The organism is Paenibacillus sp. F411, from assembly GCF_017582705.1.
Classification (GTDB): domain Bacteria; phylum Bacillota; class Bacilli; order Paenibacillales; family Paenibacillaceae; genus Paenibacillus_AQ; species Paenibacillus_AQ algicola.
The window spans coordinates 20,802-41,097 of sequence record NZ_JAGFIP010000003.1 but is presented as its reverse complement, the minus strand read 5'-3'; the positions used below and the strand labels follow the sequence as shown (position 1 = coordinate 41,097).

The 20,296-nt window shown below is 53.1% G+C and carries 19 protein-coding genes and 1 other annotated feature; all 19 genes read left to right on the top strand.

All coding sequences use genetic code 11. From position 1 onward, the window contains the following. Position 1 precedes the first annotated feature (1 nt). The gene (gene murD, locus JJQ72_RS04335; protein ID WP_208202901.1) at positions 2-1,423 is read left to right on the top strand and encodes a UDP-N-acetylmuramoyl-L-alanine--D-glutamate ligase; all 1,422 of its coding nucleotides are present in this window, start codon (positions 2-4) and stop codon (positions 1,421-1,423) included. Between the two features lie 52 nt (positions 1,424-1,475). Continuing rightward, positions 1,476-2,573 (top strand): stage V sporulation protein E, encoded by a 1,098-nt coding sequence (spoVE, locus tag JJQ72_RS04330; protein WP_138225292.1) that lies wholly within the window; start codon positions 1,476-1,478, stop codon positions 2,571-2,573. 5 nt (positions 2,574-2,578) lie between these two features. Continuing rightward, entirely contained in the window at positions 2,579-3,688 is a 1,110-nt protein-coding gene (murG, locus tag JJQ72_RS04325) for an undecaprenyldiphospho-muramoylpentapeptide beta-N-acetylglucosaminyltransferase (RefSeq protein ID WP_208202900.1), read from the top strand. Positions 3,689-3,843: 155 nt separating this feature from the next. Continuing rightward, on the top strand, positions 3,844-4,752 hold the full coding sequence (gene murB, locus JJQ72_RS04320) for a UDP-N-acetylmuramate dehydrogenase (protein WP_138225294.1): 909 nt from the start codon (positions 3,844-3,846) through the stop codon (positions 4,750-4,752). 16 nt (positions 4,753-4,768) lie between these two features. Next, positions 4,769-6,052, top strand: coding sequence for a UDP-N-acetylglucosamine 1-carboxyvinyltransferase (gene murA, locus JJQ72_RS04315; RefSeq protein WP_138225295.1), 1,284 nt, complete (start codon positions 4,769-4,771; stop codon positions 6,050-6,052). A 65-nt stretch (positions 6,053-6,117) separates the two neighbouring features. Continuing rightward, on the top strand, positions 6,118-6,888 hold the full coding sequence (locus JJQ72_RS04310) for a cell division protein FtsQ/DivIB (RefSeq protein WP_138225296.1): 771 nt from the start codon (positions 6,118-6,120) through the stop codon (positions 6,886-6,888). A gap of 216 nt (positions 6,889-7,104) precedes the next feature. Continuing rightward, positions 7,105-8,391: a cell division protein FtsA gene (ftsA, locus tag JJQ72_RS04305; RefSeq protein WP_138225297.1), complete on the top strand. Its 1,287-nt coding sequence runs from the start codon at positions 7,105-7,107 to the stop codon at positions 8,389-8,391. A gap of 57 nt (positions 8,392-8,448) precedes the next feature. Then, on the top strand, positions 8,449-9,567 hold the full coding sequence (gene ftsZ / locus JJQ72_RS04300; protein ID WP_138225298.1) for a cell division protein FtsZ: 1,119 nt from the start codon (positions 8,449-8,451) through the stop codon (positions 9,565-9,567). 227 nt (positions 9,568-9,794) lie between these two features. Then, entirely contained in the window at positions 9,795-10,757 is a 963-nt protein-coding gene (spoIIGA, locus tag JJQ72_RS04295; protein ID WP_208202899.1) for a sigma-E processing peptidase SpoIIGA, read from the top strand. Between the two features lie 262 nt (positions 10,758-11,019). Next, a complete protein-coding gene (sigE, locus tag JJQ72_RS04290; RefSeq protein WP_138225300.1) occupies positions 11,020-11,742 on the top strand; it encodes an RNA polymerase sporulation sigma factor SigE in 723 nt (240 codons plus the stop codon). Between the two features lie 78 nt (positions 11,743-11,820). After that, entirely contained in the window at positions 11,821-12,603 is a 783-nt protein-coding gene (gene sigG, locus JJQ72_RS04285; protein ID WP_138225301.1) for an RNA polymerase sporulation sigma factor SigG, read from the top strand. A gap of 153 nt (positions 12,604-12,756) precedes the next feature. After that, positions 12,757-13,071, top strand: a complete 315-nt coding sequence (locus JJQ72_RS04280; RefSeq protein WP_208202898.1) for a YlmC/YmxH family sporulation protein — start codon at positions 12,757-12,759, stop codon at positions 13,069-13,071. A gap of 63 nt (positions 13,072-13,134) precedes the next feature. Beyond that, a complete protein-coding gene (gene pgeF / locus JJQ72_RS04275; RefSeq protein ID WP_208202897.1) occupies positions 13,135-13,983 on the top strand; it encodes a peptidoglycan editing factor PgeF in 849 nt (282 codons plus the stop codon). A gap of 8 nt (positions 13,984-13,991) precedes the next feature. Next, positions 13,992-14,672: a YggS family pyridoxal phosphate-dependent enzyme gene (locus tag JJQ72_RS04270; protein WP_208202896.1), complete on the top strand. Its 681-nt coding sequence runs from the start codon at positions 13,992-13,994 to the stop codon at positions 14,670-14,672. Positions 14,673-14,684: 12 nt separating this feature from the next. Continuing rightward, positions 14,685-15,122, top strand: coding sequence for a cell division protein SepF (locus JJQ72_RS04265; RefSeq protein ID WP_138225305.1), 438 nt, complete (start codon positions 14,685-14,687; stop codon positions 15,120-15,122). 7 nt (positions 15,123-15,129) lie between these two features. Continuing rightward, positions 15,130-15,396, top strand: coding sequence for a YggT family protein (locus JJQ72_RS04260; protein ID WP_208202895.1), 267 nt, complete (start codon positions 15,130-15,132; stop codon positions 15,394-15,396). Positions 15,397-15,433: 37 nt separating this feature from the next. After that, a complete protein-coding gene (locus tag JJQ72_RS04255) occupies positions 15,434-16,216 on the top strand; it encodes a YlmH family RNA-binding protein (protein ID WP_208203001.1) in 783 nt (260 codons plus the stop codon). A gap of 71 nt (positions 16,217-16,287) precedes the next feature. Beyond that, positions 16,288-16,782 carry a DivIVA domain-containing protein gene (locus JJQ72_RS04250; RefSeq protein WP_138225308.1) on the top strand — a complete coding sequence of 165 codons (495 nt, stop codon included), beginning with the start codon at positions 16,288-16,290 and terminating at the stop codon, positions 16,780-16,782. Between the two features lie 68 nt (positions 16,783-16,850). Continuing rightward, positions 16,851-17,118 (top strand) — a binding site (T-box leader). A gap of 83 nt (positions 17,119-17,201) precedes the next feature. Further along, the gene (gene ileS / locus JJQ72_RS04245; protein ID WP_208202894.1) at positions 17,202-20,288 is read left to right on the top strand and encodes an isoleucine--tRNA ligase; all 3,087 of its coding nucleotides are present in this window, start codon (positions 17,202-17,204) and stop codon (positions 20,286-20,288) included. The last annotated feature ends 8 nt before the right edge of the window (positions 20,289-20,296 follow it).

Sequence of the window (20,296 nt, the reverse complement as noted above, 5' to 3'; positions counted from 1 at the left end):
GATGAAACATCCGGAAGAGTACCGCGGTAAGGAAGTCATCGTGTTAGGGCTTGCCAAAAGCGGGCTGCAGGTGGCCAAGGTGCTGCACGCCGCAGGTGCAGCCGTAACGGTGAATGATCAGAAGCCGCGGGAGGAATGCCCGGAAGCCGCAGAGCTGGAAGCCGCCGGCATCAAGGTTATCTGTGGCGGACACCCCGACAATCTGGTGCATCCCGGTGTGGAGCTGCTGGTCAAGAATCCCGGTATCCCCTATCGCGCCGCACCGATCGTGAAGGCGGGCGAGCTGGGGATTCCGGTCGTGACTGAGGTAGAGGTGGCCCAGCATTTATGCCGGGCACCGATGATCGGGATTACCGGCTCCAATGGCAAGACAACGACGACCACCTGGGTGGGCAAGCTTCTTGCCGCAGCCGGGATGAAGCCGATTGTAGCCGGTAATATTGGCACGCCGCTCTGTGAAGCGGCGCAAGCGGCGCAAGAAGATCACTGGATGGTGGTAGAGCTTAGCAGCTTCCAGCTCAAGGGGACAGAAGACTTTCATCCCCGTGTCGCTTGCCTGCTGAATATTACTGAAACCCATCTGGATTACCATGGGGATCTGGACGATTACATTGCCTCCAAATCCAAGCTGTTCGCCAATCAAACTCCGGACGATACCGCAGTCCTGAATTGGGATGATCCGGTATGCCGGAGTCTTGTGCCTTATATCCAAAGTACAATTCTGCCGTTCTCGATGCAGGAGCAGCTTCAAACGGGTGTGTACGTCATGCCTCCGTATCTTCCAGAGCTTGAGGACAAGCAGGAACGCCGTATTGTCTATACGGATGAGCAGGGCATCACTCATGACATTCTTCCTGTCCATCAAATCGGCCTGCCCGGCCGGTTTAATGTGGAGAATGCGCTGGCAGCGGCTGCAATTGCAATCGCAACCGGTGTGCCTGTATCCATGCTTGCCGGCCCGCTGACAGACTTTAAAGGGGTAGAGCATCGACTGGAATTTGTAAAAGAGCATCATGGCGTAGCCTACTACAATAATTCCAAGGCCACCAATGCCAAGGCCACCTCCATGGCCTTAACCTCCTTTGAGCAGCCAATCGTGCTGATTGCCGGCGGTCTGGACCGGGGATCAGATTATCTGGAGCTTGTCCCGTTCTTTGAAGGGGGTGTCAAGGCAGCCGTGCTGCTTGGCGAGACCAAAGAGAAGCTGGCCCATGCCGCAGAGCAGGCCGGACTAAAGGACATTGTCCTGGTGAATAATGGAGAGGATGCCGCCGCAGTGCTGGCGTCAGCGGTGAAACAGGCAGCCGAGCTGGCAGAGCCGGGAGATGTTGTTCTTTTGTCGCCGGCTTGTGCGAGCTGGGACATGTTTAACTCCTTCGAGACACGCGGACGCATTTTTAAAGAGGCGGTGCATAATCTGTAAGTAGGGGGGTGTGGATAAGCCCCTACTTACCCTGCTAAAGGTGGCCTCTTTCATGAACAAAAAGCTCCCGGCGCCAGATTTATGGCTCCTGATCAGTATTCTAGCCCTGCTGACCATCGGAATGGTCATGGTGTATAGTGCAGGCTCTGTCCTGGCTTTTCATGATTACGGGGATTCCTTTTATTTCGTGAAACGGCAGCTATTGTTCGCTGTGCTGGGCCTGGGTGCCATGTATGTAACTGCCCATACCGATTTTAAGGTGTGGAAAAAGTACGCGAAGCTCGGCCTGCTCCTCTGCTTCGTGATGCTGGTCATCGTACTGATTCCAGGGGTCGGTGTTGTCCGCGGCGGCGCGCGCAGCTGGCTCGGGATCAGCTCCTTCGGCATTCAGCCCTCGGAGTTTATGAAGCTCGGCATGATTTTGTTTCTGTCCAAATGGCTCTCGCGGGACGATTATCAGATCAGCTCCTTTACCAAGGGGCTGCTGCCGCCGCTCGGCTTGATCGGTCTGGCCTTTGGCCTTATTATGCTGCAGCCGGATCTGGGTACAGGCGCTGTGATGCTGGCCGCCGCGCTGATGATTGTATTTGCGGCAGGTGCCCAGATGAAGCATTTGGGCTTTCTCGCGCTTGGCGGCGCAGCGGGCTTCGTCGGCCTGATTCTGGCGGCGCCGTACCGCCTGAAGCGTATTACCGGCTTTCTCGATCCTTGGTCTGACCCCTTGGGAACGGGCTATCAGATTATTCAATCCCTGTATGCCATAGGCCCCGGCGGGCTCGGCGGGCTGGGACTGGGGATGAGCCGGCAGAAGTACAGCTATGTTCCTGAGCCCCAGACCGACTTTATTTTTGCTATTCTGGCCGAAGAGCTGGGATTTATCGGCGGGGTCATCGTCCTTCTGCTCTTTATGATTCTGATCTGGAGAGGCATGCGGACGGCGATGACCGTCAATAACAGCTTTGGTAGCCTGCTGGCTGCAGGGATCATCGGCATGGTTGCGATCCAGGTCATCATTAACATCGGCGTCGTCATCGGGCTGATGCCGGTTACCGGTATTACGCTGCCGCTGATCAGCTACGGAGGAAGCTCTCTGACGCTGATGCTGACTGCGCTCGGTATTTTATTAAATATTTCCCGTTATGCGAGGTGAACGGAATGCGTGTTGTATTAACCGGCGGCGGAACAGGGGGGCATATTTACCCCGCCGTGGCCATTGCCAGACAATGTGAGGCGGAAAGCGCAAACAACGCTTTTTTATATATCGGCAGTGAAAAAGGACTGGAAGCCAGACTCGTCCCGCAGGAGGGACTTCCCTTTGAAAGCATTGATATTACAGGCTTTCGGAGAAAGCTGTCTATGGATAATGTCAAAACGATTATGCGTTTTTTTAAAGGAGTAACCCGGAGCAAGAAGCTGCTGACTGAATTCAAGCCCGATGTCGTCATCGGTACCGGCGGGTATGTATGCGGACCGGTCGTTTATGCGGCAGCGAAGCTCGGTATACCGACGATGATTCATGAACAGAATGCCATTCCAGGACTGACCAACCAGTTCCTCAGCCGATATGCTGATACCGTGGCCGTCAGCTTCAAGGGCTCTGAAGGAGCGTTCCGAAAAGGAAAGCGCGTCGTGTATACCGGCAACCCCCGGGCAACCAGTGTGCAATCGGCGAATCGGGAACGCGGCTTCGCGTCTCTCGGGATTCCGATGAACAGCAAGGTCGTTCTGATTACCGGAGGCAGCCGGGGAGCCAATGTGATCAACCAGGCGATGATTGGCATGGCCAGCAGGCTGGAGCAGCTTGAGGATGTTCATTTTGTGTACGTCACCGGAGACATTTATTTCGAAAAAACCCGCGAAGCCGTCCTGCAGATGCTGGGGACGATGCCAAACCGGCTGCATATTGTTCCTTATATCAACAACATGCCTGAGGTGCTGGCCGCAGCGTCGCTGATTGTTAACCGCGCCGGAGCTTCCTTTCTCGCGGAAATCACTTCACTGGGCATTCCGTCCATTCTCATTCCATCGCCCAATGTGACGAACAATCATCAGGAAGCCAATGCCAGGGAGCTGGAGGAGGCGGGGGCGTGCCGGATGATTTTGGAGAAGGAGCTTACTGAGGAACGGCTGTGGAAAGACATTACCGATATTGTTCAGGACCCGGCCCTTCAGGCCTCCATGTCCAGAGAGTCCAAACGTCTTGGAAAACCGGATTCAGCGGCGGTAATCCTGAAAGAAATACATCGATTAACGACGAGAATGTAAAACGGCTGGGCGGCTGTCACACACCTGTAGAGCCTTACATAAGATACTCTATAAATCGTGACAATCATCCAACAGCGGCCGGTATGACCCGAACACGGCCCTCTCTACTTCGGCAGGGAAACGGCTTTTTCGGTTTGATCAAGGAGGAAATCAGCATGCAGCAGCAATTAAAATCATTATTATCTACAAAACATGTCGGAGCGGTCCTCTGGAACGAGCCTTTGTCCAAGTATACGACCTGGAAGATCGGCGGACCTGCTGATGCTCTCATTATTCCGGAAACCAAGGAGCAGCTCTCCGAGCTGCTGCAGGCTCTGCACGAGGCCCGGATTCCATGGACTCAGCTGGGCCGAGGCTCTAACATGCTCGTGTCCGACAAGGGCATCCGCGGTGCGGTGATCAAGCTGGGGGAAGGGTTTGACGAGGTATCCTTTGATGGAGAGATCGTTACCGCCGGCGGAGGCCTGTCGTTCGTCAAGCTGAGTGTGCTGGCCGGGAAGGAAAGCTTGACCGGACTGGAATTCGCCGGAGGCATTCCGGGGTCGGTCGGAGGGGCCGTATACATGAATGCCGGCGCTCACGGATCTGATGTGTCACGTATATTCAAGTCCGCTGACATTGTGCTGGAAACTGGGGAATTGGTTACGTACGCTGCAAAGGATATGGAGTTCAGTTATCGCCACTCTATCCTGCATCAGCGTAAAGGTATCGTCGCCCGCGCGGAATTTCAACTGTGCCGGGGAGACAGGAAGGAGATTTCCGCAGCGATGGCCTCTTACAAGGACCGGCGCCGGCGTACACAGCCCCTGCAGTCTGCAACCGCCGGCAGCGTGTTCCGTAACCCGCCGGGGGATCATGCAGCCCGACTGATTGAGGCGGCCGGCTTGAAGGGACACCGGATCGGCGGTGCGGAAATATCCAGGCAGCATGCCAATTTCATCGAGAATACCGGCCAAGCGACAGCAGAGGACGTGCTCGCCCTTATGAAGATGGTTCAGGACACCATATCCGAGAACAACGGAGTCACCTTGGTTCCCGAAGTCTACGTCATGGGGGAGCGGTAAACTCGGAGGTGATACATTGGACAAATTGGTGATTGAGGGCGGAAGTCCTCTATCAGGAACTATACGTATCCATGGAGCAAAAAATGCCGCTTTACCGATACTCGCAGCCTGCCTTCTTGCAGAAGGACAGTTTAAGCTGAGCAATGTCCCGCATCTGCTGGACATCGAGGTCATGCTCAACATTCTCGGCCGTCTGGGGTCCAAGTGCAAGCATGAGCTGGAAAGTGTCACTGTGGATACAGCATCCGCCAATTCGTTTCATGTGCCGGAAGATTTAATGAAGCAGATGAGATCCTCCATCTTCTTGATGGGTCCTCTGCTGGCAAGGTTCGGAGAAGTAACGATCTACCAGCCCGGCGGCTGTGCCATCGGAGAACGCAAAATCGATCTTCATCTCCGGGGGCTGCAGGCGCTCGGAGCAGAGATTGACGAAAGCGACCAGAAGATTCATTGCAAGGCATCCCGGCTTGTCGGCGCAGACATTCATCTGGATTTCGCCAGTGTCGGCGCGACGGAGAACATCATGATGGCTGCCGCCACGGCGTCGGGAACGACCGTGCTGAGCAATGCGGCCCGCGAGCCGGAGATTCAGGATCTGCAAAATTTCCTGAACAGCATGGGTGCAAATATTATCGGCGCAGGAACCGATACGATCACGATTCACGGCGTCGAGAAGCTGCAGCCGTGTCAGTACGAAATCATTCCCGACCGCATCGTTGCAGGGACGGTGATGATCGCTGCGGCCGCCACCCGGGGCCAGGTTACCCTGACTCACTGCAATCCTTCACACCTGAGCTCATTGATTCATGTGCTCAAGCGCGCAGGTGTTCAAACCAGCATCTGCAATGATATAATGACCGTAAGCTGTATGGCCCGGCCCAAAGCGGTGGAGCGGATCGTAACCTCTCCGTATCCCTCTTTTCCAACCGATCTGCAGTCTCAGGTCATGGTGCTTCTTTCCTTGGCTGATGGCTTTAGCATCATGAAGGAAACGGTGTTCGAAGGAAGGTTCAAGCATGTAGAGGAGCTGTGCCGCATGGGAGCGGACATCACGACCGACCTGAACTGTGCTTTCATTCGGGGGGTACAGCGAATCTACGGTGCGACTGTAGAAGCCACTGATCTTCGTGCAGGAGCTGCCCTCGTTATTGCAGGGCTGGCGGCTCAAGGCACTACCATTGTGGAGCAGGTGCATCATATTGACCGGGGATATGACAGGATCGAGAAGATGTTTCAAGGGCTGGGAGCCAGAATGATGCGGCACTCACCCGTGACCAAGCCGCTGGATTTAGCAAATTGATCAGCTCGGTCATTCTCTTCGCAGGAACAAAGGGAATGACCGGGTCTTTTACAGGGAGAGAGGATATGCAGAACAACCACATTCCTGCGCTGAAAGAGGCTAGGCCCAAAGCACCCAAGGCTGCGAAAAAAATCATTCTTGTCCTGATGCTTCTGTTTGCTGCGCTGTTGGCCGTGCTTTTTTTTCGGTCTCCGCTGAGCAAGGTTTCGGATATATCCATTCAAGGAAATACCTTTCAGCCGGACAAGCTGCTCTTGGAGCAGGCGGGGCTGAAAGAAGGAATCCAGTTCTTCGGAGTAGATTCAGACCAGGTTCAGCAGGCCCTGGAAGCGGACGGAACCATTCAGGCTGCGAAGGTGGACAAGCGGTTTCCGGGTGTCATCGAGATTACGGTCGCCGAGCACCCGACGGTCGCGTTTGAAATTGCAGAGGATGGGGCGCTCCAGGCTATTTTGGCGACCGGGACATCGGTTCCGGTATCGGCCAGCGGGATCGCAGTCGAAAAGCCGATCCTAACCCATTGGGATCCAGAGGATCCCTTGAAGGCTCAGCTCAGTGAGGTGCTGGCGAAGATCCCGAACAGCCTGACCGCTGATATTTCCGAAATCACCCCGTCCCCGACGCCTTCGTTCCCCGACCGGATCAAGCTGTATACCCGCTCTAAATTCGAAGTGATTACAGCCGTTTCATTGCTGGGAAACAAGGTGGAATATTTGAATCAGGTCATCGAAATGCAGCAGCCTGGCTACATCACCATGCTGGAGGCGGATTCGTACGAGCCGTTTCAGCCTGAAGGCGAGCAGGACGAGGCCGCAGAGCCCACTACTCAGGAGTAGCAAAGAGTGGTACAATCATAGACAGCGCATGCCGTTTTCCCTTTTTTTTCTCTGACTTTTCGGCCCTGCTCTAGCAGATGTTGGCATTAAAAAAATTGTAGAAAAAAGAGGGATAGCACTGAGCGTGTGGAATAAGTAGAGAAGTGTTATTATGAAATAGTATTTATTTAATGATGAATTTATGAAACCAGATGAAAAACAGGAGGTGCCAGGGGCTTGAGCAACAATGACATCATTGTTAGTTTGGACATCGGTACATCCAAAGTTCGTGCTATTATTGGGGAAATTAATAATGGAACCTTTAATATTATTGGAGTTGGATCTGCCGACTCGGAGGGAATTCGAAAAGGTGCAATTGTAGATATCGATCAGACCGTACACTCGATCCGCGAAGCTGTGGATCATGCGGAGCGTATGGTCGGCATTCAAATATCCGAAGTGTACGTCGGCATTTCCGGGAATCATATCGGGCTTCAATCGAGTCACGGCGTCGTGGCGGTATCGAACGAGGATCGCGAGATTGGAGAAGAGGATATCGACCGGGTGCTGAAGGCAGCCGAGGTGGTTGCTCTTCCTCCGGATCGTGAAATTATCGATGTGGTAGCAAAGCAGTTTGTAGTTGACGGCTTAGAAGGTATTTCAGATCCCCGCGGAATGATCGGCGTCCGGCTAGAGGTGGAAGCTATCATTATTACGGGTGCCAAGACGGCCATACATAATCTTTTGCGTTGTGTGGAGAAATCCGACCTGAAGGTCAAGGACCTCGTTCTGGTTCCCCTGGGATCAGGCCAGCTGGCGCTGTCGAAGGATGAGAAGACCATGGGCTCCGTGCTTGTTGATGTCGGCGCAGGCTCTACCAGTATTGCAGTGTTTGAAGGCGGCAGTATTGCAGCCACCTCCACGCTTCCCATTGGCGGCGATTTCGTAACGAATGACATTGCTTACGGTCTGCGTACCTTGACCGACCAAGCGGAGAAGGTCAAGCTGAAATACGGCTGTGCGTGGCTCGAGAGCGCCGCTTCAGACGTAACCTTTAAGGTAACCCGGATCGGCAGCAATGTGGACAAGGAGTTTACCCAGGAGGATTTGGCAGCCATTGTGGAGCCGCGGGTTCAGGAAATTTTCCAGATGATCCGTCAGGAAGTAAAGCGCCTGGGTTACAATGAGCTTCCCGGAGGTTATATACTTACGGGTGGTACTATGTCTATGCCTGGTGTGCTGCAGGTGGCACAGAACGAACTGGCTGCGTCCGTCCGTATATCCTCACCGGATTATATCGGCGTTCGCGATCCAGGATACTGCAGTGGTGTCGGCATCCTTCACAGCGCAATCCGCAGCATGCGGGTGCGCACTACAGGAGGCAGCACCTCCGCAGGAAACAGCAACAGCAAAAAACCGGTGAACCGCGCCAAGCAAAATCCTGCCGCAGCAGCTCAGGAAGAAAGCAGCCAGAAGCCGGGATTTATTGAACGAATAAAAAATATGTTCAGCGAATTTATTTAGCGGGTTCATTTGGCAGTGGACGTGCCATCCACGCACATTGAGGGGGAGATGGAATAGATGTTGGAATTTGATTTCGAAATGGAAAGCCTGGCCCAGATCAAGGTCATCGGGGTAGGCGGCGGCGGCAGCAATGCTGTGAACCGCATGATTGAGAACGGCGTACAGGGCGTCGAATTTATTACCGTAAATACAGACGCTCAAGCCCTTCACCTTGCAAAATCCGAACATAAACTGCAGATCGGGGACAAGCTTACACGCGGCTTGGGCGCCGGCGCGAATCCGGATGTCGGCAAGAAGGCGGCAGAAGAATCCCGCGATCTGATTATGAACACGCTCAAGGGCGCAGATATGGTGTTTGTTACAGCGGGCATGGGCGGCGGAACCGGTACCGGCGCAGCCCCGGTGATTGCTGAAATCGCCAAAGAGTGCGGAGCATTGACGGTGGGTGTAGTCACTCGCCCGTTTACCTTTGAAGGCCGCAAGCGTTCCTCCCATGCGGAGGTAGGCATCGAGTCTCTCAAGGAAAAGGTAGACACCCTGATTGTCATTCCGAACGACCGGCTATTGGAAATTGTCGATAAAAAGACGCCGATGCTGGAAGCATTCCGGGAAGCCGATAACGTGCTTCGCCAGGCGGTACAAGGCATTTCCGACCTGATCGCGGTTCCGGGATTGATCAACCTTGACTTTGCTGACGTCAAGACCATTATGACAGAGCGCGGCTCTGCATTGATGGGCATTGGAATGGCAACAGGTGAGAATCGGGCAGCAGAGGCAGCACGTAAAGCCATTATGAGCCCGCTCCTGGAAACCTCGATTGAAGGAGCCAGAGGCGTAATCATGAATATTACCGGAGGATCCAATCTATCCCTGTATGAGGTCAATGAAGCGGCCGAGATCGTAACCTCAGCCTCCGACCCGGAGGTCAATATGATCTTCGGTGCCATCATTGATGAGAATATGAAGGAAGAAATCAAGGTGACCGTTATTGCCACTGGCTTTGAAACGAAGCCTGCGACTCCGCCTCAAATGCGCCGTCCGGCTCCTCAAAGTGAGCAGCAGTCCCAGTCCTCAGACAAAGGGAATGTGAATCTCCGGCCTTTTGGCAATCAGGTAAGCAATGATCAGCTGGATATTCCAACCTTCCTTCGGAATCGATCCCGTAACAACGACTAATACAGGAACGCAGAGATCTATGCGCTGCGGAACCCTGCTGGATAGAATAAAGACCGGCCCTCGGGCCGGTTTTTTTTTCTGTCACACCCTTCATTCGACAAAAAAAGTCGGAACACAGCCCCCATGTTTAGACAGACTTTGAAGAGACATCTTCTTTATACTGTTCATATCTCCCATACCCCATCCTTGATGACCGAAAATTCCGGCTAAGCGGGTGAAGGCCCCAAATGGTGTATATTGACCTGATCTTTCTAGTGAACCTGATTATTGATGGATTGCTGCTAGCTTTGACTGCCTGGATGCGCAAAATCAAGCCCAAGCGCTGGCGACTGCTGCTGTCGGCATTCACGGGCGCCATGTATGTTCTGATGATGTTTCTGCCGCCGTTCAGCTTTTTGTTTACCTTTGTGATCAAGTTCGTGCTCTCTCTGGCCATGCTATGGATCGCTTTCGGCTTCGTCAGCCTGCAAAGCTACCTGCGCAATCTGGGCACGTTCTATATGGTCAACTTCGCTGCTGCGGGCGGAATCGTGGGCTTTCATTATTTGCTGCAGAGCTCGGGTGAATTGTTCAGCGGAATATGGTATACGGCCTCGGGAGGGCTTACCTTTGAGTTAAAAATCAGCTTTTGGTTTATTGCGATCGGTTTTTTTGCGGCGATTACCTTGTTTCGTGCGGTTCAGACAAGCAGGCGCCAGGTGGAGCAGCGGGAAACGCTGCTAGGAGAGGTTACCGTAGTCATGGGGGACGTTACGGTGTCCTGCACGGGGCTGCTGGATACAGGCAATCAGTTGAGTGATCCGCTTACCCGTATGCCCGTCATGGTCATGGAGGCTTCGCTGTGGGAAGAAAGCATACCGTCCTCCTGGAGAGCGAGGCTGTCTGAACCGGACAAACTTATCCTGGAGCTGGGCGAGGCTGCAGGGGAGCTGCAGGACCGCCTCCGGCTGGTTCCTTATCGCGGAATTAACCGCGGAGCGGCCTTTATGCTGGCGATGAAGCCGGACCGCGCCCGGATTGTAATGAACGGCGAAGTGCATGAAAGCGCGAGACTGCTGATCGGGCTTGATGGCGGAGCCTTATCCAGTGACGGCGCGTACCGGGCGATTATTCACCCGGAGCTGGCATCCAGCCCGGTGGAGGAAATCCGGAGCGAGAAGCCCAAGAGCGCGACTTCTAGCGCCATGTAAAAAGAAAACGGAGAAATGCCAGGTTTACGCTTACGAAGTCAGCATTTCTTCTTCGAAGAAATGCCAGGTTTACGCTTACGAAGTTAGCATTTCTTCTTCGAAGAAATGCCAGGTTTACGCTTACGAAGTTAGCATTTCTTCTTCGAAGAAATGCCAGGTTTATGCTTACGAAGTTAGCATTTCTTCTTCGAAGAAATGCCAGGTTTACGCTTACGAAGTTAGCATTTCTTCTTCGAAGAAATGCTTTTAGGAGGACAAAAAAATGCCCGTCAAATGGAGATTAGCGCTGCAGCTGCAGTATTACCGTGTTCTGTTCTTGCTCGGCCTCAAAAGCCAGGAGGTCTACTACATTGGAGGCAGTGAGGCCCTGCCGCCCCCTTTGACCCGGGAGGAAGAGGAATACCTCCTCAAGAAGCTGCCCACCGGGGACGCCGCCATCCGGGCGATGCTGATCGAACGCAACCTCCGGCTGGTCGTGTACATCGCGCGTAAATTCGAGAACACCGGCATTAACATTGAGGATCTGGTGTCAATCGGAGCGATCGGCTTGATCAAGGCGGTGAATACGTTCGATCCGGAGAAGAAGATCAAGCTGGCGACCTATGCCTCACGCTGTATTGAGAACGAGATCCTGATGTATCTCAGACGCAATAACAAAACGCGAAGCGAGGTATCTTTTGACGAGCCGCTGAACATCGACTGGGACGGCAATGAGCTGCTTCTCTCTGATGTGCTCGGCACGGAGAATGATACCATTTACCGCAACATTGAGGAGCAGGTAGACCGCAAGCTGCTGCAGAAGGCGCTGGATAAGCTGAGCGACCGGGAACGGCTTATTATGGAGCTGCGCTTTGGCCTGCAGGATGGAGAAGAGAAGACGCAGAAGGACGTCGCGGATCTGCTCGGCATTTCCCAGTCATACATATCTCGATTGGAGAAAAGGATCATTAAGCGGCTGCGTAAGGAATTCAACAAGATGGTTTAGATGGAAAAGGAAAGGAATAAAATGAGCCCCTCAGGAGATAATGTACAGTAATGTTTCTCCTTGGGAGGTTTAGTCAGCATGACTCGAAACAAAGTTGAGATTTGCGGTGTGGATACGGCCAAACTGCCGGTTCTGACCAATGCAGAAATGAGGCATCTGTTCCACGAGCTTCAGCAGAATCATGACCGGTCAGCCAGAGAGAAATTAGTGAATGGCAACCTGCGGCTCGTGCTCAGTGTCATTCAGCGCTTTAACAATCGCGGTGAATTTGTCGATGATCTGTTCCAGGTAGGCTGTATCGGCCTGATGAAAGCCATTGATAATTTCGATCTTTCCCAAAATGTCAAGTTTTCAACGTATGCCGTCCCGATGATCATTGGCGAAATCCGGCGCTACCTGAGGGACAATAATCCGATCCGCGTCTCCCGTTCACTGCGCGACATTGCGTATAAGGCGCTGCAGATTCGGGATCAGCTGACGAATGTGAATTCACGGGAACCGACGATTTTTGAAATCTCGGAGGCGCTTAATGTTCCGAAGGAGGATGTGGTGTTCGCGCTGGACGCCATCCAGGACCCGGTTTCACTGTTCGAACCCATTTATCATGACGGCGGAGACCCCATCTACGTGATGGATCAGATCAGTGATGACAAGAATAAGGATATTACCTGGATTGAAGAGATTGCACTGCGCGAGGCGATGCACAAGCTGGGACAACGGGAGAAAATGATCCTGTCAATGCGCTTCTACGAAGGCAAAACCCAAATGGAGGTCGCCGACGAAATCGGCATTTCACAGGCCCAGGTGTCCCGTCTTGAAAAGTCCGCCATCAAGCAGATGCAAAAGCACGTTAAAACTTAATAGCCCATTTGACATGCAATAGGTCCTCTATAACAGCTGCGATCCCGGTAAACGGGATCGTTTTTTATGTCTGAAAGAAGCTTATTTCCTGCCCTGACGTCATATAGTGGTAGCAGTACGACAATACGAGAACCAGATGGTGGGGAAAAGGATATGAAGATTTCTGATTTTCAGACAAAGGACGTTATCAATATTGTGGATGGCAGGAGGCTTGGTCAGGTCAGCGATCTGGAGCTTGATTTAAGGCAGGGGCGCATTGACGCCATTGTCGTCCCCAGCTACGGTAAATTTATGGGGCTGTTTGGCGGGGGAAGCGACCTTATTATACCTTGGCGCAATATCGTCAAGATCGGGTCCGATGTCGTGCTGGTCAAGATGGAAGAAGTCCGCAAGACCGTGGAAGAGCCGAGTGCAGAGAACTATCTGGAGACACCGGAGACACAGCGCCGGGATCGAAAAATGTATTGAGAGCTGAGCTGCGATGTAGCGCAGCTCATTTTCTGGTACACTGATGTTGAGGTGAGTGGAGAAATGGATGCATTCAAACAGCAGGAGCCAAAGACGCCGCTGCACTTTACGCTTTCTTCCTGGGATCAAGAAGAAGGCGGCATAACTGCCGGCTTTACCGGCCGCAGGGGTGGTCTTGGAACGGCTCCGTACGATACATTGAATTTGGCGTTTCACGTCGGGGATGATCATGATACCGTCATCCATAACCGCCGTATGCTGGCAGAACACCTCGGCTTTACCCTGCAGGACTGGACCTGCGCCGAGCAGGTGCATGGACGCAGGATTGCCGTCATTGGGGAGAAGGATCGCGGAGCGGGCAGCACCGGCCGTCATACAGCCATTCAGGATAGTGATGGCCTGCTGACAGACGTTCCGGGGGTGCTGCTGACTTCTTTTTATGCCGACTGTGTGCCCTTGTATTTCCTGGACCCGGTACGCGGTGTTGTGGGTCTGGCTCATGCCGGCTGGAAAGGGACCGTATCCGGTATCGCTGAAGCCATGGTTGAGCGGATGAATGAGCATTACGGCAGCCGCTCGGCTGACATCCGGTGCGCCATCGGGCCCTCGATCGGGATGTGCTGCTACGAGGTGGATCAGGTGGTCATGGACCGGATTGCCGGGCTGCAGCTTTCGCGAGAGCGACAGGAACGCCCGAGGGAACCTTTTTTTGAGGAAAAAGGCGGCGGTAAGACGATGCTAAACTTGAAAGAAATAAACAGACACATTATGATAAAAGCAGGAATATTGGCGGATCATATCGAATGTACTACATGGTGCACGAGCTGCCGCAATGACTTGTTTTTCTCATACCGGAAGGACGGCGGCGTTACAGGACGTATGGCTAGCTGGATGGGAATCAGAAAGAGGTGAGCTTTCCCTTGGGTTTGAAAGAGCGCGTAGACCTGGTAGAGCAGCGGATCAGCGAGGCCTGCCGGCGAAGCGGAAGATCGCGGAATGAGGTGAAGGTGATCGCCGTGACGAAATATGTCTCGACAGCGATGACCGAAGAGGTGCTTCAAGAAGGCATCGTTCACATTGGCGAGAACCGCTGGCAGACTGCTGAGGAGAAATGGCGTGCTTTGGGAGAGCGGGGGATTTGGCATTTTATCGGTCATCTTCAGAGCAATAAGGTGAAGGATGTCATCGGCAAGTTTTCATATATTCATTCGCTGGACAGGCTTTCCCTGGCCAAGGAGCTCGACCGGCGGGCCGAGCAGCTGGACCTGACCGTATCCGCTTTGGTTCAGGTCAATATTTCAGGCGAGTCCACCAAATACGGACTGAAGCCGGAACAGGCCGCTGACTTTCTTAAAGCATTGAGCGGCATGAAGCATATTCAGGTTCAGGGTTTAATGACCATGGCTCCTTATGAATCGTCTGCAGAGGATACAAGACCGGTATTCCGCGGATTGAAACAGCTAAGAGACGAGTTGAACAGACAGGCGCTGACGCCGGAGCCAATGACGGAGCTTTCGATGGGAATGTCTAATGATTTCGAGGTCGCCATTGAAGAAGGAGCGACTTGGGTGCGTCTGGGCTCTATTTTAGTGGGAAAGTAGGAGGAATGCTTCATGGGTGTGATGAACCGGTTTATGAATTTCCTCGGCTTGCAGGAGGAAGAAGAGGTTGTGGAGCGTGAAGTGCTGGACGAGCCGGAGGAGCAGCCTCCGGTGGACAACCGTAGAAACCTTAAAGGCGGCAATGTGGTGAGTATACATTCTCAGAAAAATGTGAAGGTTGTATTAATCGAGCCCCGCTCCTATGAGGAGGCGCAGGAAATTGCAGATCAGCTGAAATCCTACCGCTCGGTCGTGGTCAATCTCCAGCGCGTACGGAATGATCAGGCCTTGAGAATCATAGATTTTCTAAGCGGAACGGTTTATGCTCTGGGAGGCGGGATTTCCAAGCTTGGTGGTAATATTTTTCTCTGCACCCCGGACACCGTAGAAATTCAGGGCTCCATCTCGGAAATTCTTGGTGAGGAGCACGAATATAACAGAATGAGGTGAGTGTTGCTTGACAGGTCTTGTAAGCTTGGTAGATGTGTTATTTCAATTTTATTTCTATATGATTCTGGTCTATGTTCTTATGTCATGGCTGCCGAACGTGAGGGAGAGCTTTATTGGTGAGCTGCTGGGCAAGCTGGTAGAGCCATACCTGGCGCCTTTCCGCAGATTTATTCCGCCGATTGGCGGAATGCTGGATATTTCTCCGATTGTGGCCCTGTTCGTCTTGCGGCTGGCCCAGAACGGTGTATACGCCATTATTGGCTATCTAAGCTAAACGTTATGAAGGTTAAGAAGGGACACGGGATAAGATGATGCAGCCAGATATATACAACCATTTTCACCGGGATGAGCGTGATTTCGTGGACAAGGCCTGGGAATGGGTAGAGCATGCCGGCCAATATCACGAGGTGAAGCTGACGGATTTTCTGGATCCGCGCCAGCGCTATATTTTGGAGACCCTGGCCCATCGCCATCCTGATGTCCATGTTTTTTTTGAGGGGGGGCATCCGGATGCGGAGAGAACGCGCGGCTGGGTGGCCCCGGATTACCGGGATCCTGCCGGAGAGGATTGGGGGCTGCAGGTGCTGTCTGTGACCTCAGGGGACCAGAAGTTTCTGGCGCTGGAGCATGGTGATTACATGGGCTCTATTCTGGGGCTTGGCATCAAGCGGTCCAAGATCGGAGATATTCATGTCTTGGAAGATGGCTGTCATGCTGTCGTAAGCGCTGATATTTCATCTTATCTGCACCTGAATTTAAGCCAGGTTCACCGGGTTCATGTGATGACAGAGATTCTGCCTGTGGAGAAGCTCCGCGTGAAGGAGACGAAGCTGCAGGAAATGGACCTGACAGTGGCGTCACTTCGGCTGGACGGCATTAGCAGTGACGTTCACCGCATGAGCCGCGCCAAGATTCTCGACCCCATCAAGGCAGGACGATGCCGGGTCAACTGGAAGGTGGAGGAAGACCCTTCTGCGATCCTTAGTGACGGCGACATGGTTTCGATCCAGGGATTGGGAAGGTTTAAGGTGCTTGAAACCGGTGGGCTGACGAAAAAAGGGCGATACCGCGTCAAGGTCGGCAAATATACTTGAGCCGTTTGAAGGAATTGCCGTTTTTTTGTCGAAAACCAAGAGCAAGCTCACATTTATAGGAGGTGGACATCATGTCATTAACGCCGCTGGATATACATAATAAGGAGTTTTCCCGCCGGCTCCGCGGTTATGACGAGGATGAGGTCAATGAGTTTCTGGACCAGGTCATTAAGGATTACGAGAGTGTGATCCGCGAGAACAAGGAAATGAAGAACCAGCTGATGGCTATGCAGGAGCGGCTGGATCATTTTATGAATATCGAAGAGACGCTGTCCAAGACGATCATTGTTGCTCAGGAAGCGGCCGATGAGGTCAAGATTAATGCTAAGAAGGAAGCGGAGCTCATCGTGAAGGAATCGGAGAAGAATGCCGACCGGATTATCAATGACGCCCTCGGGAAGTCACGGAAGATCGCGCTGGAGGTAGAGGAGCTCAAGAAGCAGGCGTCTATCTACCGTACACGCTTCCGCTCGTTGGTGGAGGCTCAGCTGGAGCTTCTGAAGCATGACGGGTGGGAATCGCTGGAGAAGCGTGAGCCAAGCCTGGAAACCCGGGAAGCTTACTAGGAATACGCCAGAGTTGACATTTGGATGTAAAGGGACTATAACTATTATCATAACTAGGAATGTATAGTGTGAATTCGTTGATGGGATAAGTACTTTGGGACATCTGATCTCCAGAGAGTTGGCCGCGCGCTGAAAGCCAATGTTCAGACCTTAAAGGAAGATCCTCCCGGAGAAGCTGTGCCGAAGCAGTGTAAGAGCTTGTGGGTAGGCAGCAGCCGTATGACCGAACGTTACATCGGTACCATGCCCTTGAGCATGGACTTAAGGTGCCGTTGTGCAGTCAATGCAGCTACGGAATTAGGGTGGTCACGCGAGCGAAAGGTTCTCGTCCCTTACAGGGGCGGGGGCCTCTTTTTGTGGATTTCTGCTGGAATACACATGGAAATTTAACCTGCACAAGGAAAGGAAGAACGACACGTATGAACAAAGTGGATGTGAAGGAAAGAGCGAGGAGCCGGGAGCTCCGGATTCTGGAGAAATGGAATAAGGAAGACATCTTCAAGAAATCCATCACGAACCGTGAAGGTAAGCCGCATTACGTCTTCTATGAAGGTCCTCCGACGGCCAACGGAGCCCCCCATATCGGGCATGTGCTGGGCCGGGTCATCAAGGATTTTGTCGGCCGCTATCAAACGATGAAGGGCTACAAGGTGATCCGCAAAGCGGGCTGGGATACGCATGGCCTGCCGGTGGAGCTAGGGGTTCAGAAGCAGCTGGGAATTTCCGGCAAGCATGAAATCGAGAATTACGGCGTCGAAGATTTCATTAAGAAATGTAAGGCAAGCGTGTTTGAATATGAGCATAAATGGCGGGAGCTGACCGAAGCGATCGGATACTGGACGGATCTCGACGATCCTTACATCACCCTGCAGAATGAATACATTGAGAGTGTATGGAACATCCTGGCTACCATTCATGACAAGGGCCTCTTGTACCGGGGACACCGGGTCAGCCCGTATTGTCCGGACTGCCAGACGACTCTAAGCTCTCACGAAGTCGCACAAGGATACGAGGATGTGAAGGACCTCAGCGCGACTGCGAAGTTCAAGCTTCAGGACAGCGGCGAATATGTGCTGGCCTGGACGACGACGCCTTGGACACTGCCTTCCCACGTTGCCCTGGCCGTGAACCCGGATATGGATTATGCCCGTGTCGAGCAGGAAGACGGTATTTACATCGTTGCGAAGAATTTGGTGGAAGCAGTGATGAAGGGCGATTACACGGTGCTCTCGACCGTGAAAGGGTCTGAGCTGGTGGGCAAGAGCTATACCCCTCCATTTACGTACGTCAAGCCGGAAAAAGGCAATATCATCGTAGGCGCCTCCTTCGTGACGGATGCAAGCGGAACCGGTATTGTGCATATGGCACCGGCGCATGGGGAGGATGATTACCGTACTTGTCGGGAGCATGGCATCAGCTTTGTTAACGTGGTCAATGCGCAGGGCCGTTACACCGAAGAGGTGACGGATTTCGCGGGCCGCTTCGTGAAGGACTGCGATCTTGACATTGTAAAAGCTCTGTCCGAGCAGGGCCTGCTCTACAGCAAGGAAAAGTACGAGCACAGCTATCCGTTCTGCTGGCGCTGTAAATCTCCGCTATTGTACTATGCGATGGAAAGCTGGTTTATCGAGACCACCGCAGTCAAGGATCAGCTGATTGAGAACAACAATTCAGTAACCTGGTACCCTGGTCATGTGCGTGACGGACGCTTTGGTAAATTTCTGGAGGATCTGGTGGACTGGAACATCAGCCGGAACCGTTACTGGGGAACTCCGCTGAATGTATGGGTTTGCCCGTCCGGCAAGCATCAGTTCGTTCCTCATAGTCTCTCCGAGCTTCGAGAGCATGCCGTTGGAGACGTGCCGGAGGATCTGGAGCTGCACAAGCCCTACGTGGATGCGGTCAAGGTAAAGTGTCCTCACTGTGAAGAAGTGATGGAGCGTACGTCAGAGGTTATTGATGTCTGGTTTGATTCCGGCTCCATGCCGTTTGCCCAATATCATTATCCGTTCAAGGAAGACAGCCTGTTCCAGAATCAGTACCCGGCAGACATGATCTGCGAAGGGATTGATCAGACTCGTGGCTGGTTCTACAGCCTGCTGGCGGTATCCACGCTGTTCACGGGCAAAGCCCCGTACAAGGCGGTGATGGCGACCGGGCATATCCTGGATGAGAACGGACAGAAAATGTCCAAATCCAAAGGAAATGTCATTGACCCATGGGAGATCATTGACGAATACGGTACGGACGCTTTCCGCTGGGCGCTGCTAGCCGACAGTGCACCTTGGAACAGCAAGCGGTTCTCCAGAGGCATCGTCGGTGAAGCCAAGTCCAAGGTCATTGATACACTGGTGAATACACATGCATTCCTGACCTTGTATGCAGGCATCGATGGATATAACCCGGCAGAGCATGAGTTCAAGGGCTCGGACCACAAGCTGGACCGATGGATTCTGTCCCGGTTGAACAGCCTGATCCAAACCGTGGATAAAGGCTTGGCGGTCAATGACTTCCTGAATGCTGCCAAAGCGATTGAGGCTTATGTGGATGAGCTGAGTAACTGGTATATCCGTCGTTCGCGCGATCGTTTCTGGGGCAGCGGCCTGGGTGAGGATAAGCTGGCTGCTTACGGCACCCTGACTTATGTTCTTGTAACCTTGTCCAAAGTCATGGCGCCGTTTACGCCAATGCTTGCCGAGGATATCTTCGTGAACCTGGGCGGCGGCGAAAGTGTCCATCTGGCCGACTTCCCTGCAGCCGATGAGTCTATGATTGACAAGACGCTGGAGCAGGATATGGAATCGGCTCGCCAAATCGTAGAATTAGCCCGGAATGTGCGTAACGAGACGGCGATCAAGACACGTCAGCCTCTCTCGGAGCTGATCATTTCCATGGACCGCGAGTTCCATCTGGCGGATTACGAGGCGATCATCAAGGACGAGATCAATGTGAAGAGCATTGTGGTTGAAACCAGCGATAGCGGCTTTGTTGATTTCACACTGAAGCTGAACCTCAAGGCTGCCGGCAAGAAGTATGGCAAGAATGTCGGCTTTCTGCAGGGCTTCCTGAAAGGAATGAATCCGGACGAAACGCGGACCGTTGTGCAGAACGGCGGAGTGAACGTGACGTCACCGGATGGGCAGGAGCTGAATCTGACTGCAGAGGAGCTGCTGGTGGAGAAGCAGGCGAAGGAAGGCTTTGCATCTGCTTCCGGCTATGGCCTGACGGTAGCGCTCAACACCGATATTACGCCAGAGCTGGAGCAGGAGGGCTGGGTGCGTGAGGTTGTGCGTGCAATTCAGGATACGCGCAAGAAGCTCGATCTGCCCATTGAGAAGCGTGTGAAGCTGACGCTGGAATGCGATCCGGTGCTGCAGGCTGCCATTACGGCATTCCAGGACGTATTGCAGGAAAATGTCCTTGTTACGGGCGTGTCCTTTGGTACTGAAGCCGAGATGGAGCGGGTAGAGCTCGGCGGTAAAAGCGTAGGCATTCACATGGCCTAACTGCTGGT